13 protein-coding genes are annotated in these 17,426 nt (G+C 38.0%); 12 read left to right on the top strand and 1 reads right to left on the bottom strand.

The features are described from left to right. Positions 1-18: 18 nt before the first annotated feature. From mutL to ruvB, 7 genes are all read left to right on the top strand, one after another. Entirely contained in the window at positions 19-2,103 is a 2,085-nt protein-coding gene (gene mutL, locus AC1PU0_RS15585) for a DNA mismatch repair endonuclease MutL (RefSeq protein WP_206848931.1), read from the top strand. A 27-nt stretch (positions 2,104-2,130) separates the two neighbouring features. Further along, positions 2,131-2,688 (top strand): Maf family protein, encoded by a 558-nt coding sequence (locus AC1PU0_RS15580; protein WP_206848933.1) that lies wholly within the window; start codon positions 2,131-2,133, stop codon positions 2,686-2,688. A 27-nt stretch (positions 2,689-2,715) separates the two neighbouring features. Further along, positions 2,716-3,210, top strand: coding sequence for an acyl-CoA thioesterase (locus tag AC1PU0_RS15575; protein WP_069653410.1), 495 nt, complete (start codon positions 2,716-2,718; stop codon positions 3,208-3,210). A 98-nt stretch (positions 3,211-3,308) separates the two neighbouring features. Next, complete coding sequence (msrB, locus tag AC1PU0_RS15570; protein WP_069653409.1) at positions 3,309-3,746, top strand: peptide-methionine (R)-S-oxide reductase MsrB; 438 nt, start codon at positions 3,309-3,311, stop codon at positions 3,744-3,746. A gap of 155 nt (positions 3,747-3,901) precedes the next feature. Continuing rightward, entirely contained in the window at positions 3,902-5,569 is a 1,668-nt protein-coding gene (locus tag AC1PU0_RS15565; protein WP_206848935.1) for a peptide ABC transporter substrate-binding protein, read from the top strand. Between the two features lie 206 nt (positions 5,570-5,775). Beyond that, on the top strand, positions 5,776-6,387 hold the full coding sequence (gene ruvA, locus AC1PU0_RS15560) for a Holliday junction branch migration protein RuvA (RefSeq protein WP_206848936.1): 612 nt from the start codon (positions 5,776-5,778) through the stop codon (positions 6,385-6,387). A gap of 12 nt (positions 6,388-6,399) precedes the next feature. Then, positions 6,400-7,410, top strand: coding sequence for a Holliday junction branch migration DNA helicase RuvB (gene ruvB / locus AC1PU0_RS15555; RefSeq protein WP_111246847.1), 1,011 nt, complete (start codon positions 6,400-6,402; stop codon positions 7,408-7,410). 185 nt (positions 7,411-7,595) lie between these two features. Here the strand turns inward: ruvB and AC1PU0_RS15550 are convergent, their stop codons facing one another. Continuing rightward, positions 7,596-7,949, bottom strand: coding sequence for an Rgg family transcriptional regulator (locus AC1PU0_RS15550; RefSeq protein WP_242596529.1), 354 nt, complete (start codon positions 7,947-7,949; stop codon positions 7,596-7,598). Positions 7,950-8,617: 668 nt separating this feature from the next. On the opposite strand from AC1PU0_RS15550, the gene AC1PU0_RS15545 reads away from it, so the two are divergent. The 5 genes from AC1PU0_RS15545 to AC1PU0_RS15525 all read left to right on the top strand — a co-directional run bounded on the left by AC1PU0_RS15545 (position 8,618) and on the right by AC1PU0_RS15525 (position 17,415). Next, entirely contained in the window at positions 8,618-9,295 is a 678-nt protein-coding gene (locus tag AC1PU0_RS15545) for a CPBP family intramembrane glutamic endopeptidase (protein ID WP_206848937.1), read from the top strand. A 217-nt stretch (positions 9,296-9,512) separates the two neighbouring features. After that, the gene (locus tag AC1PU0_RS15540) at positions 9,513-10,571 is read left to right on the top strand and encodes a hypothetical protein (RefSeq protein ID WP_206848938.1); all 1,059 of its coding nucleotides are present in this window, start codon (positions 9,513-9,515) and stop codon (positions 10,569-10,571) included. A gap of 902 nt (positions 10,572-11,473) precedes the next feature. Continuing rightward, entirely contained in the window at positions 11,474-12,583 is a 1,110-nt protein-coding gene (locus tag AC1PU0_RS15535; protein ID WP_206850802.1) for a tyrosine-type recombinase/integrase, read from the top strand. A 351-nt stretch (positions 12,584-12,934) separates the two neighbouring features. Beyond that, complete coding sequence (locus tag AC1PU0_RS15530; RefSeq protein WP_069640339.1) at positions 12,935-13,606, top strand: winged helix-turn-helix domain-containing protein; 672 nt, start codon at positions 12,935-12,937, stop codon at positions 13,604-13,606. A 140-nt stretch (positions 13,607-13,746) separates the two neighbouring features. Then, positions 13,747-17,415 carry a pectate lyase-like adhesive domain-containing protein gene (locus tag AC1PU0_RS15525; protein ID WP_479998558.1) on the top strand — a complete coding sequence of 1,223 codons (3,669 nt, stop codon included), beginning with the start codon at positions 13,747-13,749 and terminating at the stop codon, positions 17,413-17,415. Positions 17,416-17,426: the final 11 nt, after the last annotated feature.

The raw sequence follows: 17,426 nt of genomic DNA, 5'->3' as shown, positions 1-17,426 counted from the left end.
AAGGAAAGGATCGTATAGATGGGAAAAATCCAAGAATTATCAGAACAACTTGCCAATCAGATCGCTGCTGGTGAAGTAGTAGAACGTCCTGCATCAGTTGTCAAAGAACTTGTAGAAAATGCGATCGATGCTGGAAGTACACAAATCGATATTTTTATTGAAGAAGCAGGACTGAAAACGATCCAAATTATCGACAATGGTGAAGGAATCGCAAAAGATGATATTCTTAGTGCATTTAAACGCCATGCGACAAGTAAAATCCATACAAGAGATGATTTATTTCGCATCCGCAGTTTGGGATTCCGTGGAGAAGCTTTGCCCAGTATCGCGTCCGTTTCAGAAATTGTTATAGAAACAGCTGTGTCTGAAGAAGAGGAAGGTAGTTATGTTCAAATGAAAGGCGGTAAGGTCGAAGAACATCGCCCAGCCGCTTTAAGAAAAGGAACAAAAATCACCGTCTCAAACTTATTTTTCAATACACCAGCTCGCTTAAAATATGTTAAAACGATCCAAACTGAACTTGCCAATGTCGGGGATATCGTCAACCGCTTAGCTTTAAGTCATCCTAATATTGCGTTTCGTTTAGTTCATGATGGCAATAAAATGATGAATACTACGGGAAATGGGGATTTGAAGCAAACGATTGCTGGAATATACGGTATTAGTACGGCGAAAAAAATGCTAAAGATCGAAGCAGAAGATTTGGATTTTAAATTAACAGGCTATGTTTCATTACCAGAAGTTACTAGGGCTAGTCGTAATTATTTGTCAATGATCATTAATGGTCGTTATATCAAGAACTTTGCGTTGAACAAAGCAGTCGTCGACGGTTATGGCTCCAAATTGATGGTTGGCCGTTTTCCTTTGGCTGTATTAGAAATTGAGATGGATCCGTTGTTAGTTGACGTCAATGTTCATCCCACCAAGCAAGAAGTCCGTTTAAGTAAGGAAAAAGAATTGATGGTCTTGATTAGTGATGCGATTCGTGAAGTGTTAAGCCAAGAGCAATTGATCCCAAATGCTGCAGATAACCTTCGCTTTAAAAAGAAAGTCGAACCACAGCCGAAAGTGGAGCAAATGGAAATTCCTTTAACAGAACAAGAGGAAGTAACAAAACCTATTCGCACATCGGGTAGCCTAGGCTATGATTCAACGAGTGGCAACTTTTTTGTTAAAGAAACGACAGCAGAATATGTCCCCCGATCGTCTACGGACAGTGGGGCAAAAGAATCGGAATCTCTGAGTAAAGAGGAGCTTGAAAAAGAAGCGTTGATGGCCCATGCTTTCAGTTCACCTTATGAACCTGAGGCGCATCAGCCATCTGATAATATCCAAACGGCAGAACCAACTAAACTTGCGGAAATACCTCCGCAAAATGAAGAACCCTCGGTTGACGAACAAGTCTATGAAGAAGAATTAAGTCATCATCCAGAATTTGATTTTTCCGCAACTGGAGCTCAAAATGACTTAAATAAAGTGTTGAATAAGTTGTCGGATGAACGTCCGAAAGAACGGTTTCCAGAACTAGAATATTTTGGTCAGATGCATGGCACTTATCTGTTTGCTCAAAGTAAAGATGGTTTATATATCATCGATCAACACGCAGCTCAAGAACGTATCAAATATGAGTATTTTAGAGAAAAAATCGGTGAAGTCACGAACAATCTACAGGAGCTATTAGTGCCAATCGTGATCGATTATCCAAATAGTGACGCGCTAAAAATCAAAGAACAAAAAGAAACTTTAGCAGAAGTTGGCATTCATTTAGAAGATTTTGGTCAAAATAGTTTTATTGTTCGGGCTCATCCAACGTGGTATCCAGCGGGTGAAGAAGAAACAATCATCCGTGAGATGATCGATATGCTTTTGACAACAGGGTCTGTTAGTGTAAAAAAATTCCGTGAAGCCACAGCGATCATGATGAGTTGTAAACGGTCGATCAAAGCGAATCATTATTTAAATGAACAACAAGCGCGTGTCTTATTGAAGGATCTTGAGACTTGTGAGAATCCATTTAATTGTCCTCATGGTCGTCCTGTTTTGATTCATTTTACAAATTCAGACATGGAAAAAATGTTTAAACGTATTCAAGACCCACACTAAAAAACATAGGAAGAAGGTTTTATCCTAATGGCAGTTATTTTAGCCTCTCAATCGCCTCGCAGACGTGAGTTGTTGAGCCGAATTATCCCTAATTTTGATATTGTGCCAGCTGATATCAATGAAGAAGTCAAAGGGTATTTTACCCCAATGGACTACGTTTTAACGATGGCGGCGCAAAAAGCAGCACATATTGCCAAACAATATCCAAATGATTTAGTGATCGGTTCCGATACAATCGTCACAATTGATAATGACATATTAGGAAAACCCACTTCCAGAGAGGATGCTTTTCGGATGCTGCGTCAACTAAGTGGCAGAACACATAAAGTTTATACAAGTGTCGTATTAATGAAAGATGATCAAGAATCTTCGGCTACAGTTCCTGCTACAGTAGAATTTTACGATTTGACGGACGAAGAAATCAATCGCTACCTAGATACAAAAGAATACACAGATAAAGCTGGAGCCTACGGGATTCAAGAGCAAGGTGCTTTATTGGTTAAAAGTATTCAAGGTGACTACTATTCGATCATGGGCTTGCCTATTGCGACTCTGTACCGAATGCTACCAGCCTTTGACGTGTAACTGAACGATGAAAGAAGGAAACAACAAATGAAATGTTCACAAACAAGAGCCATTCAAACACATATGATCACGTATCCTCATTTAAATTTTCATAAAACCTTATTTGGTGGTCAACTAATGGCATGGCTGGATGAAACGGCTGGGATCTCAGCTGTTCGAATATCTAGAGCGGCAATCGTAACGGCATCTGTCGATCATTTAGACTTTTTAGCCCCTTTAAAAGCAGACCATTCAGTCTGTATCGATGCATACGTATCAGGAGTAGGTACGCGCTCGATGGAGATATTTGCCAAAGTGATCGGGGAAGATTTATTCACGGGAGAACGCTATCTAGCTGGAACTTGTTTTATGACCTTTGTCGTACCTAAAGGAGCGAGCTTGCCAAAAACAATCGAGCCAGAGACCAAAGAAGAACGTTTTATCTGTCAAGGATATGAAGCCAGAAAACAATTCAGACAAGCCAAGCGACAAGAAAGTATTGATTTAGCCGAAAATGTCGATCTGGATATTCCTTGGAACTAAAAGTCGACTTGAACACTTATTTTCTAAACAGAAAATGAGTGTTTTTTTCTTAATAATGCTATGATAGGACTAACTAAAAAGTAAGGGTGTGATTTGTCATGGAAAAACCATCAAAAGAAGAGTTGAAAGAAAAGCTATCCGATATCGAATATGCCGTAACGCAGGAAAATGCAACTGAACGACCTTTTACTGGTAAATATGATGACTTTTACCAAGAGGGGATTTATGTTGATGTGGTCAGTGGCGAACCACTTTTCAGTTCAACAGATAAATATGATGCAGGCTGCGGTTGGCCAGCTTTTACTAAGCCAATTGAAAAACAAGGTGTCAAAGAAAATTCAGATTTTTCTTTAGGAATGCGTCGTGTTGAAGTACGGAGTAAAGAAGCCGATTCCCATTTAGGCCATGTTTTTACAGATGGGCCACAAGAGCAAGGTGGTTTACGCTATTGTATCAATGCAGCAGCTTTACGGTTTATTCCGGTAGACGAGCTAGAAAAGGCAGGCTACGGGGACTATCAAACCTTATTTAAATAATAGGAAAGCCTATCTAAGCAGATTAAAATTGCTTAAATAGGCTTTTTTTATTTCCTTCATAAAACAATTGCTATTTGCCTTAATTTCTAGTATTATGAAAACATTCCGAAAATTAGAATTAGGAAAGAAAATAATTATTTATTGAGGAGAATAAAATGAAAAAAGTAAATATGAGGAAATTAATCAGTGTGATGATGCTGTCTACTCTAGTTTTGGCAGCTTGCGGTGGTAAGACTGATTCTGCAGATAGTAGTAACGATAGTAAAAAAGCGAGTGGGGAACAGCTTTTTAAATTAGTAGTCCAACAAGAAATGCCAAGTGCAGATTTATCAGTTGCAACCAATACAATTAGTTTTTCAGCTTTGAACAATGTTTATGAAGGGTTATATCGTTTAGATGATAAAAGTAAACCACAGCCAGCTGGTGCAGTTGAGTTGGCAAAGAAAAGTGATGATGGATTGACCTATACATTTAAACTTAGAGAAGACGCTAAATGGTCAAATGGTGATCCTGTGGTAGCGGCAGATTATGTCTATGGTTGGCAACGAACAGCAGATCCTAAAACAGCAGCAGAATATGCTTATATGTTTGAATTAGTTAAAAACGGTACCGATGTTTCTGCTGGTAAGAAAAGCTTGGATGAGTTAGGGATCAAAGCAATTGGGGATCATGAATTAGAAGTAACGTTAGAACAAGAAACGCCATACTTTGATTATTTATTGGCCTTCCCATCCTTTTTCCCACAAAATAAAAAAATCGTCGAAGAAAAAGGCAAAGACTATGCAACAACTAGCGACGCATCCGTTTATAACGGCCCATTTACGTTAACTGATTTTGACGGACCTGGAACAGACACCGAATGGTCGTATACAAAAAATGATCAATATTGGGATAAAGACGCAGTTAAGTTAGATAAAATTGAAGTAACAGTGGTTAAAGAAGCACCTACATCATTAAATCTATTCCAAGATGGTCAAGCAGACGATGTCATTTTAAGTGGAGAATTAGCAAAACAAATGGCGGATGATCCAGAACTTGTGATTGAAAAAGATGCTAGAACGTCTTATCTTGAATTCAATCAAAGAGATGCGAATTCACCGTACCACAATGAAAACTTACGTAAAGCAATTTCTTATTCAATCGACCGCGATGCATTAGTTGACCGAATCTTAGGAGATGGTTCGATTGCTTCTACTGGTCTTGTACCAGCTGGAATGTCATTCTCACCCACAAGCAATAAAGACTTTGCGGATGAAAATAAAAATGTGTTGACACATGACACCAAAAAAGCCAAAGAATACTGGGAAAAAGCAAAACAAGAATTAGGCATTGATTCATTCAAATTTGATATCGTGGGTGATGATACTGATTCTACCAAAAAAGTACTAGAATATATCCAAGGCGCAGTGAAAGAAACACTTGATGGTGTAGACGTGACCGTTACAAATGTGCCCTTTACCGTTCGATTAGATCGCGGTAAAAATGGTGACTTTGAAGTGATCATGGGCGGTTGGGGAGCTGATTATGCAGACCCAAGCAGTTTCACTGATTTATTTGTAACAGGTGGTTCATATAACAGAGGGCGCTACTCAAATGAAACATACGATGAATTAGTCAAAGCTTCAGGTAGTAAAGACGCCTCTGATCCAGAAAAACGCTGGACAGATATGGTAGAGGCCGAAAAACTATTGATGAACGAGATGGGCGTTGCACCAGTCTATCAAAAAGCAGAAGCACACATGCGTAGTAAAAAAGTCCAAGGCGTAGTAGCTCACGGAGCTGGTGCGCGATACGATTATAAATGGACTTACATTTCTGAATAAAAAGTAAAAGAGGGCGAAGGTGTAACTCGTAGAGATATACCCCTACCTCATCATATGACCAGTACGAATGGAAGCATAGTTCGTATTGGTTTTTTTATAGTTAAATAAGATGCTTTTTTTCAAGCTACTGATTTCCTTTAATCTGTGCTAAAATAGAAACATATGTGCGTGTGATGCGCAAGCAAGGTTTCAAGAAAGGTGAAATTATGTACGAGTATATTATTGGTAAAGTGACGTTTATCAGTCCATATTATATTGTAGTAGAAACAAATGGAATTGGCTATCAAATTTCTGTAGGAAATCCCTATCTTTATTCTGGAAAAACGGATCAGCAAACTAAAATTTATGTCCATCAAGTCATTCGTGAAGATGCCCACTCTTTATATGGGTTCAGTGATTTAGATGAAAAACAACTCTTTTTAAAGTTGATTAGTGTCTCAGGAATCGGACCTAAAAGTGGTTTAGCAATCATGGCTTCAGAAGATCACGGTGGGTTGATCAATGCGATCGAGAGTGAAGATGCTGCTTATCTAACAAAATTTCCTGGTGTGGGTAAAAAGACTGCACAACAAATGGTACTTGATCTTAAAGGGAAATTAGGAGAGCTAGAAACGTCAGATGCTGCTGTTGAAGCGATGGCTAAAACACCAAATACGCCATCAGCAAATCAGTCGCTGACAGAAGCATTAGAAGCGTTGAGTGCGTTAGGTTATAGTGAAAAAGAAATCAAACGTATCACGCCGAAATTGGAAGAATTAGGTACACAAGCGACAGATGAATACTTGCGCAATGCATTGAAATTTATGATGAAACGCTAAGGAGGAATCGTTATGACAGAAGATGAAAGACTACTTTCCGCTCAAACAAGTGAAGGGGAAGAGTCCTTGGAAAAGTCGCTACGTCCGCAATTTCTCGAACAATACATTGGGCAAGACAAAGTCAAGCAAGAGCTTACGATTTATATCGAAGCTGCTCGCAATCGGGAAGAAGCCTTAGACCATACGCTTTTATACGGTCCACCTGGGCTGGGTAAGACGACGATGGCAATGGTGATCGCCAACGAAATGCATGTTAATATCCGAACGACGAGTGGACCAGCAATTGAGCGAGCAGGGGACTTAGTCGCGATATTAAACGAATTAGAACCAGGAGACGTTTTATTTATTGATGAAATCCATCGCTTACCTCGTGTAGTAGAAGAAATGTTGTATTCTGCAATGGAAGATTTTTATGTAGATATCATGGTGGGACAAGGAACAACAGCTCATCCAGTTCATTTTCCATTACCTCCGTTTACCTTGATAGGAGCCACGACAAGAGCTGGGATGTTATCTGCGCCACTTCGTGATCGCTTTGGCATTATTTCACATATGGAATATTATGAAACACAAGATTTAAAAGAAATCGTATTACGTTCAGCTGATATTTTCCGAACGGAGATCGTAGAAGAAGGCGCTTTTGAAATTGCACGACGTTCTCGTGGCACACCGCGAATCGCGAATCGCTTACTAAAACGTGTCCGTGATTTTGCCCAAGTACAGTCGAATGGCACGATCAACCGTGAAATTGCAGACCAAGCATTGACCTTATTGCAAGTTGATCATCAAGGATTGGATTATGTCGATCAAAAATTATTAAAAACAATGATTGAATTATACGGCGGTGGTCCTGTCGGATTAAGCACAATAGCGGTCAATATCAGTGAAGAAACTGAAACGGTAGAGGATATGTATGAACCGTATTTAATTCAAAAAGGATTTATCAAGCGTACGCCAAGAGGTCGAATCGCAACCGTATTAGCCTATGAACATTTTGGTTATGAATCGTATTATCAAGAATAATGAGGGGGAACAGAGGTGCTTGTTACTTTTGTTCCTCCCTCATTTTTTTAGTTTTTATTATAAGAGTAACTAAACTTTGTGAGTAGACTTGATTCCACGATGTTCTTTCTCCTATCTTTTTAGGGTCATAAAGAAAGCTTCTAGTTCGGCTGCAATATTTGCTTGGTCAAGTATCTTCAATGTATTCAATGCCCAAAGAACTTTTTTTCTCCAGCGATAGTGTCTCCCTGACAAATAGCAAAGAGTCCACTGTAATAGAGAAAGACGATTCGAAAAAAGCTGCTGGTAAATTCTTTACTCAGTTCTTCCAACCAACCTAATGCCTGTGAAATGTCAGCCCATTCTTGTTTACGAAACAATGTTGGCAATAGGTTCGCGAGTAGAGACGCGTAGACTGGGACTGCTCGATCGTATGATTGGTAGTGAGGGAGGGATTTTAGTAGTAGCTTAAAAAAGAAAAGTTGCTGTTCTTGGTTAAACATATCAGCATTGTTGCTAAATAAGAGAATTTCTTGTAATGACCAACTTTGAACATTCATCAAATAATGACTAAGGATTTGGATATCTTCAGGATTGCCCTGCCAATTCTAAAAATTTTTATGGCTCTCAAAATAGCTGAGAGACTGGATTCTTAAACGTAGTTCTGCCTGACGTACAAGGGTCAAAGCAGTAGGGTCGGTGAGGTGCAATTGGGTTTGGTACATTTTTTCTAAAGCTTGAATATCATGGCGATTGGCCGCGTGAGAAAAATTGTTGATATATTCATTTTCTTCCCGTAATTGATACTCATTATGAATATAAAAAAATTCGTCGCTATCTACCATTAAGCGGTCTAAAATCTGCATAAATAAAAAGAGTGATATATCATGCTTTCCTTGTTCAAATTCAATAGCATAGGATTTTGTTATGATCTCGTTATATACTTCTTTTTGACTATATCCTTTATTTAAACGAATTTGTCTGACAGTTAGCCCATAATTTTTCCTTTATTCAGCACCTCCTAAAGCTAGTTTAGCTTGTTTTTCTACAGGTATCAAAAGGTTGGATTCCGTCAGGTCTTATATATGAGACTAAATCAATTAAAAACATGAAAAGTGATTATTATCTAAACAGCGGAAGTGATTTGCTTGTAAACTAGGCGAATCATTTGTTTGCTACAAAGATAAAAACTATACTAAAAGAAAATAACCTTAAGGGCGTGGAGAAAATGCAAGAATTATTTGATCGAAAAGTAAAATTAGTTCCAGCAATTGTTTCGTTATTATTATTAGGAGGTGCGTTTTATTCATTATTGAACACGGCATTTATTTTGAATTTTTGTATGATTCTCGTTGCAGGATTAGTAGGAATGTACTTGATGTATGGTGTGGAAGGCATTAAACAACTTTATTCCCCACTAAAAAAAGGATCAGTTAAAATTATAATGATTGCATACGTTTTAAGTTGGGTAACGGCTCTCTTGGCAAACGTTTTAGCCGGAGCGATTGGACAGCCGACTGCTGCTAATCCAATCGTAGATGAATTTAGTCATGGCTTGGTACCGGCGCTTACTTTATTAGGTAAAACGTTATTCATGCTTGCAGGAGAGGAAATCATTACGACGATTCCACTGATTTTACTAGTTCATATAGCACTGCAGTATAAAGTTGAACGAAAAACAGCTATCATTGGTTCAGTTATTTTAACAAGTCTTATGTTTGGGTCACTACATTTATCAACGTATGATTGGAATTGGTTCCAATGCTTGGTTGTGATTGGGTTGACTCGCATCCCTTTTACATGGGCGACATTAAAAACAAATTCAATCTGGGCGGGTACAATCATTCATATCGCTTTTGACTGGTTGATTTTTATAGGTGTTATTTTGGGGACTTTAGCACACTAACATACTATTATTATCATCGAACATATCATGTTAGAGCTATACCAATAGTTGGTATGGCCTAACATTTTTTTGCATTAGATGCAAATGATATACCTTGTCACAGAAGAAGTGAGTGTTTGATTAGAAAAAAAATCATATCATTTGCACAAAATATTTTAAGCTTTTATAGTTGATAGTGTACCAATTAGTAAAAATAATAAACGAAAGGATGGAAATTATGGAAAAGAATACGAGAAAAAAAGGGTTTGTATCGTACTTAACGACACAAGATGAAGCAGGGGTAAATATCTCTTGGGGGGCAATCATAGCAGGTCTAGTTTCCTTCTTTGCGATTTTCTTTACCTTAAGTTTAATTGGTTCAGCAATTGGTTTTGGTATTGTTAAGCCAACAGCGGATAATCCGTTAGATGGTGTAGGAATGGGCCTTATTATTTGGACAGTGGTGACATTTGTTCTTTCATTATTTTGTAGTGGATTTATTGCAGGGGTAGCAGCACGCAGAGTAGGCTTAGTTCATGGTTTTCTAACATGGGCAACAAGTGTCTTGGTATTATTGGCTATCCTATCTTATACAGCAATCGGAGCATTTTCAGCAATAGGTTCTCTATTTGGGAATATCGCTTCAGCAACTGGCAGCACTGTGGAAACTGTAGCTTCAGGCACATCTGATGCGATCAGTAAAGGATTTGATAAAGTGACAGATGGGGTTCAATCAGTGGATACGACAGAACTTCAAGGACAAGTTAAAAAAGTCTTATCTGATACTGACGTAAAAGAAATACAACCAGATTATTTGAAAGATCAAATGAAAGAAGCGACAGATGAAATCACGGATGCTGGAAAAGAAATCATCAAAAATCCTGATAACTCTGATAAAATCTTCAAAGATACTGCAGATTCTTTAGAAGCAAAAGCGAAAAAAATCGGTGATTCAGTTGATCGCCCAGCAATCGCAAACGCAGTAGCAAAAAATACAGATTTATCGCAAGAAGAAGCCGAACAAGCAACAGATAATATCTATAATGAACTACAAAAAGCGTCTAAAGAAACACAAACACAAATCGAAAATGCTAAAACAAGTCTAGAAGATGCAAAAGAAGACTTGGATAAAAATATCAAAGAAGCTAGACAAACTGCGGAAGATGCTTCAAATACAGTAGCAAAAGCGTCTATCTGGGGCTTTGTAGCTATGGTTCTTGGGATGATCATCACTTCCCTAGCTGGTTTATGGGGATCTAATTTAGTGAAAGACCCTGTAACTGAAAGTAAATTGTAAAAGTATTCGTTAATAGAACTCTATAAAAAATAGGCTGGACAGAAGAGATTGCTTCTGCCCACACCGTTTATTCGCATTTAGGGTGTGAAACAAAAGTGATTTACTTTCGTCCCACACCCTTCAGACTGTAGACAGACTCCTACATTAGGAGTTTATCTACAGTTTTTTTATACTAATTTATATAAACTATTTTGGAAGTGATTCTAATGATGAAAAAACAATTTGTTGAAGGAAGAAACCAATCCGCTAGGTTAACGCTTGATGATCTTGGACTAAAAGATTGACGCTACAATTTAGTTTGATTTCATTCACCTCATTGTAGAATCTATGTATTCGGCTTGTTCTTGTCCCAGTGTTGATACAGTGAACATGATCAATCAATACTTGTTTAGTATTCGTTCTATGAGACAGAGAATCAAAGAAATTAACGAAAATAGTGCTTATTGTTGGCTTTTCGTCTGTTCTTCGAAGGAGCCTGAAACATAACCTTTTTAGTTATGTCCCAGGCTCCTTCGAAGATTTAGAAAAACTACTTAATTTAAAGCTTGTTTTCTTACGGAAGACAACGTTATCTACAGCCTGATAACCAACTCCCTTTTTGTTGAGTATGTACGATTGATATGTTCTTCGTTTTTTTTATACTACGTAAATAAGTGTAAATACTATGCATTGGAACCCACAAAAGAGTTTTTATTTGTTTTAAATCAAAAAAAAGGATAATGGATACTCTTTATAAGAGGAAACTATTTATTTTCTATTATTATTATATCTGTTAAATGATTAAAAACAACCCTTTTTTTAATTTTCTTCTTACTTTTTTCAAAAAAGAAGAGTTTTTAACTAGATAATTACACTTTTTATTGAACGTCAAATAAGCCGTCAATTTAGAAAGGATGAATATTATGGCACGTAAAGGTGAAAATATTTATAAGCGAAAAGATGGACGCTGGGAAGGGCGTTATAAAAAAGGACGAAAAAAGAATGGTCAATTGAAGTATGGCTATATTTATGGGCAAACATATGCAGATGTTAAATACCGTCTCTATACCTACAAATTGCATTATCATGCGCTCATTCAGCAACAAGGAGAAAGTGGCTTTTCTTATGAAGAATGGACTCTTATCTGGCTTTCCCAACAACAATCTACCGTTAAAGTATCTACCTATACAACCTATCTCTATAAGTTAAAGAAATACATACTCCCGTCAATCGGAAACTGTCCATTGAATCAATTAACGCACGAAACTGTTCAAAATCTTGTGAATAGTTGGCTTCAGTACGGTCTCAAAGCTTCAACCATCCATGTTTTGTACCAACTAGTAAAAAAAACATTAAAAGATGCGACAGAACAAAACTATTTAAAGCAAACGCCCTGTACAAAAATTCGATTACCAAAAAAAAGACAAGTACGTGTACGTGCTATGACAAAAAAGGAACAACATGTGCTAGAAAGTTGTGCGAAGGGGCTTCCCTTATACAAAGGATTATCTGTTTTATTGGCTCTGAATACAGGACTAAGAATAGGGGAAATTGCAGCATTACGTTGGACTGATATAGATTTGAAGCAGCGAATGATTCATATAACTCAAACCTTTCAACGCGTATCGTTAGAAGGTGGAATAAAAAAAACGCAACTGCTCATGGATAGTTCAAAAACAGAAAGTTCTAATCGAGTGATCCCTATTAGCACAACGTTATATAAATACCTAAAAAAGTGGAAAAAGAAGGCGCCTGGGAGTTATGTATGCTCCAATAGTGAACTGCCGAGTGAACCTCGCTTACTGACCTACTATTTCCATAAAATACGAAAACAATGCGGATTTGAGCATCTTCATTTTCATCAGTTAAGACATACGTTTGCGACACGTTGTATAGAAACAAGCTCAGATATTGTGTCGCTGAGCCGTTTGTTGGGTCATACGTCTACAAAAACAACATTGGATATTTACGCCGATTCTATGGTCGAAAGTCGAATAAAAGTTATCACAAATATGAGTAAAGCATTGCAATAAAAAGTAAAAAATACTAATCATTTATAAATAAGTAAAACAAACGAATGTAAACGCTTTCTTCAAGTGTGGAATTTTTAAATAGATAATGAAAGATACTAGACTCTACTCGAATAGAGTCTAGTTAGTTGTCGTCACTTTTATTTATACGCCGTCAATCATCGTCACAAGTAGGCACAAAGTAGTATATCTGGAGGGCTTAATGGTTATTTACGTAGTATAAAAAAAACGAGGAAATCTTTTTCAAACGTCTCTTCTATATAACTATAATTTAGTTGAAATTGGAATTAAAAGGACTTGTTTGTTTACCAACAAATAATTAAAAAGATGACATATAGAAAGGAAGAGGAAGACATGCTTCATTTAGGCATTGTAGGCCAAACAAATTTAACTGATAAATGGACACATGAGTGTAAGAATAACCTCTATGATCTTATTGAAGTGAAAGACAAAGAACAGCTCGCTTACTTAGATGGCGTAGTGATTCCAATGGGAACGACAGAGCAATTAAGTCAAGTTATTGACTGGATAATTGCTTGTCGAATCAATCCAGCGGTTTTCATTTGGGTGTTCTCCGAAGTACCACTTGAAACAGAGAAAAAAATTATGATGAGTATAGGTGCGACAAATGTGATAGCTATGCCAGAAACCTTTACGTATCTATCAATGAGTATAGAGAATACGTTCGTTCGATTAGGAAATAAATATAAGGAGAAGTCAAAAAAAGAGAAAGAGACATCACGAGTAATTCAACTGAATGAACTAAATCAGTCTGTAGTTGTAAATGAAGTAGAGAAAGAGTTGACTCGAAACGAGTACAAGGTGTTGTCATTACTCTATGAAAAACCAAATACTACTGTATTATACAGCACCCTAGCAAAATCGTTGTGGCCGGGAAAGGAATTTAACATTTCACGTATAGCCAATATTGTATGCCATATAAGGAATAAAATAGGAAAGAACGATACCTGTTCTATTGCGACAATCCGATCAAAAGGATATATGTTTCGCTTGAATAACTCTTGATAAAACAGATATTGAACGTCTATGTGTTCCGGGAATTTGATTAAATAGAGAGTATTTCAGGAGACATGTTTTTTTATGTAAGGGGGGTGATACTATTTTTTTAGAAGAAACCATGTCGTACATAAGAGAGGAGGAATAAAATGAAAAGAAAAAAAACTATTTTTTTTCTAGTGGGTTTGATTACATCATTATGTGTGTATCTATATTTAGGTGCGCCACTGATTAAAGCAGATGAAATGACTCAGTCAACTACAGAAATGTCTGCAGCTATAAAATCATCTGAAACAAGTATGTCTAAGGAAAACGATACAACGATAGATTCCGAACAGAGTATGAAAGAACCAATTCAACCAAGAATGGAAAATATTGAAGCCTATGAACTTACTGCGAATGGTACGGGAATTGTTGCTAAAAATATAGCAAAAACGATGACAGATATCCAAGGTTACAATGGCGATATTGCCGCAATCAAACAAATGATTCTCAAAGAGACAGGTGCCAAAGCATATGGGTTATCCGGGGGATCTGTAGTGGATGTCACAGACAGTATCCAAGTATCTGACTTAAAGGGACTAGAGACCGTTTCATCGAATGATTTGCAAGAATTTCATTTAACGCTAACAGTACCGGAGACTCAGTCAGGAACAGGTAGTGCGTTGAGTAGTGACGTCATCGTATACATTGGAAATGTTGCAAAGGTAAGTAATTGGAGTCAATTAGATGCTGCTCTAATGAGCAATACGGTAACAATCGTTGATGTGCAAAGTTCTATGACAAATACGGCGACTGGTAGAGCAGACCGCAATCTTTCAGACAATCGGCCCAATTATGTATTACTAGGGAATGGCTATTCGCTCGATTTTATAGGCTATTCCTATAGATGGGGCACGAATACATCCATCGTGCACAAAGCAGTGGTCGATAACGTTGACCTATATGGCGGACACTACTATGGACCAGTGACAATGTGGGATCGAAATGCCTATGGTTCAAGTATTACGTACCGCAATGTAAATTATACTGGATCACAATTGACCGCTTCTTTCCAAGCTGTTCTGCGCTTTGAAGGGAAAAATGTGATTAAATCGAAAGCTACTCAGTATACATCCTATAATGGGACAGTCCGAAATATGGCTGATACAAACCAATCTGGTTTGGAGTCACACACCCTAGTGTTTGCCTCTAATACAGATACGACTATTGAAGCAGAAAACGGAGACGGTGTGATTTTAGGTAGTTGGTATTCTGACTGGGATACGGTCGCTACTATTCAACCGTCATTAACACTTGAAGAGAATGCCACCGCCACGATTCGTACATTAGGCAATACAGGGGAAACCAACTCTTGGCAAACAAATGGAGGAAGTATTCCGTCCGTCATCAGTGTACAAAGAAATGGAAAAATCGACGTTGGGAAAAATGCTAATCTAAATGTTGAAACGGCTGATGGAACGACACGTGTACCAGTTCGTTTGGGTTATCAGGCAGCAACATCGCAATGGACGACGAGTATCAATCTTGAAGACAGTAGTAACTTCAATGTAACGATCAATGGACCAATCAGTAACACTAATTCTCGTGCAGGATTCATGCTTCAACAAAATTCAGCAATCAATGTGGGAGATAATGCAGAGATGGTCATCAATGCCAATCAAATGACCACTGGAGCACCGGTTATCTCGATGGGGCAAAATGCCAAATTTGATGTCGCCCAAAAAGGGAGTCTCGTCTTGAACAAAAACGGAGGAACTGGTCGTCTTTTGGATCTTTCAACGGGATCGAAATTCCAAGTAAAAGACCAAGGTGTGACGAAATTCATCTCTACTAATGAAGGGGCCTCTACCAGTTCAATGATTTATGGTGGAAGTGGGTCATCCTTTATCATTGGTGATAAAGGAACATTTGAGTCTGTGATAAAAGAGGGTACAGGCGTAAGGAATATGTTGGATTTTGGTAGTAACACGACATTCCAGTTTTCAAACGCACAAAAAATCGATTTGGACTCACGTGGCAATACTAACGTAAATCTGATTAATATGACAAATCCAGGTACGTTTACTGCGGATATCCAAGAGGTTTCTGCTTGGAGTAAAGCAGATGCTAGCCAAGCAACGCCAACTTTCCATTGGACACCAATGTATGGTATGTCAATCAAGTACAATGGTACTACTACAACAAGTGTAGTAGGAAATAGTATTACTAACGCTATTCAGAAAAGCTTTGTAGATAATTATCGGACAGAGAACTTTTCTAGAATCGTATACGACTATATTCCAGATGTTCTTGTAGGATTTGACCAACCAAGCGACAATAAGACACTGGAAAGTGGACAAAAACTAACGGGAACGGTCAATAATAATGCATTGATGCTCTTTTATCTTGTAACGGACGAAAGTGATCCAAGTACAGATGTACTATTGACAACACCTACTGTTACCTCTCCTATAGAAGGAGATACCCGTAAATTTAATACGATCGCCGATAATAATGGGAAATTTACATTTGATTTACCAAGTAGTGTAACGTTAAAAGCAGGCCAAAAAATCAAAGCATACGCTTGGTTAGATGGTAAAGACAGCTATGCACTTCAAACGGTCGCAGATAAAACACCGCCCGAAGGAGAATCTGTCAACTATCAGGTTGCGTTGAACGGCCCAACACCAACAGCAGATAAATTCGTAAAAAATCCGACTGATTCCAATCCAACGCCACAAAACTTCACGTATGCATTTAATGCTGAAACACCACAATCAATGGTCGATGGCTTTATGAGTCAAATTGGCGAACATACAGTGAAAGTGGATTTATTCGATGAAGCAGGCAATGAGACGACCATCGTATCAAAACTTACAGTGAATAAAGTGATAGACGGTTCTGATTTTAATGCACCGTATAAGGACATTCGTGACTTATCCGATGATCAATTAAAAAGCTATATCCTTGAGCATAGTCAATCAACGGCGTATAAAATTAGTGATGGGCAGAAAACAGATATCAGTTCTTTAATAAAAGTAACTGATTTTGGTGGATTGAATGAGACTGAAAATCTTCGACCTAAAGCATATCCGGTAACATTGACGGTGAAAGCAGCAGATTCAGGATTAGCAACAGATATCTCAATAACGATCAATGTGACGGTTGTTGACATGGATGCTGTATTACGTGTTGAATTTGTGAATGAAGCGAATCAAGTGCTTTCAGGTTACACAGTAACTATCAATACGATAGTAGGCAATACCGTAGACTTAACGACAAATGATGCCGTTCAAACCCAAGTAGAAAATGTCACCGCTGCAGGGTATGACATCGCGGAACGTCCAGCCAACGAGAACGCAATCACAATCGATAATACGGCAGTTACTGTACAGTACAAGCTGCAAGGAGTCTTAAGTCTGACATCCGTGCCCAATGCCCTTGATTTTGGAACCTTGACATACGATGCAAGGACTAAACGCGTGGAAGATCCGTCTTTTGACGAGCAATTAGTCGTAACGGATACACGAGCAGATTCTAAAAATGGTTGGCGTATGACCGCATCTTTATCTACACCAATGCGCAATAGTGAAGGACAAGAATTGATTAATGCCTTGCGCTATATGAATCAAGGCAAAGAAACAATATTATCTCAGGATGCACAGGTGATTTACACTAATACTAAAGGTACAGCGGGTAGTTATGCCATCAGCGATGGTTGGGGTAAAACATCTGATACAGACGGGATAAAACTTCAAATCAATTCCTCTGATACGGTATATACGGGAGATTATGTCGGCGTCATTACATGGAAAGTGATGGCTGGACAACCATAAAAGGAGAGAGG

The organism is Enterococcus sp. XAF26B05_ASV22, assembly GCF_056727285.1.
This window is presented reverse-complemented; position numbering and strand designations above follow the sequence as displayed.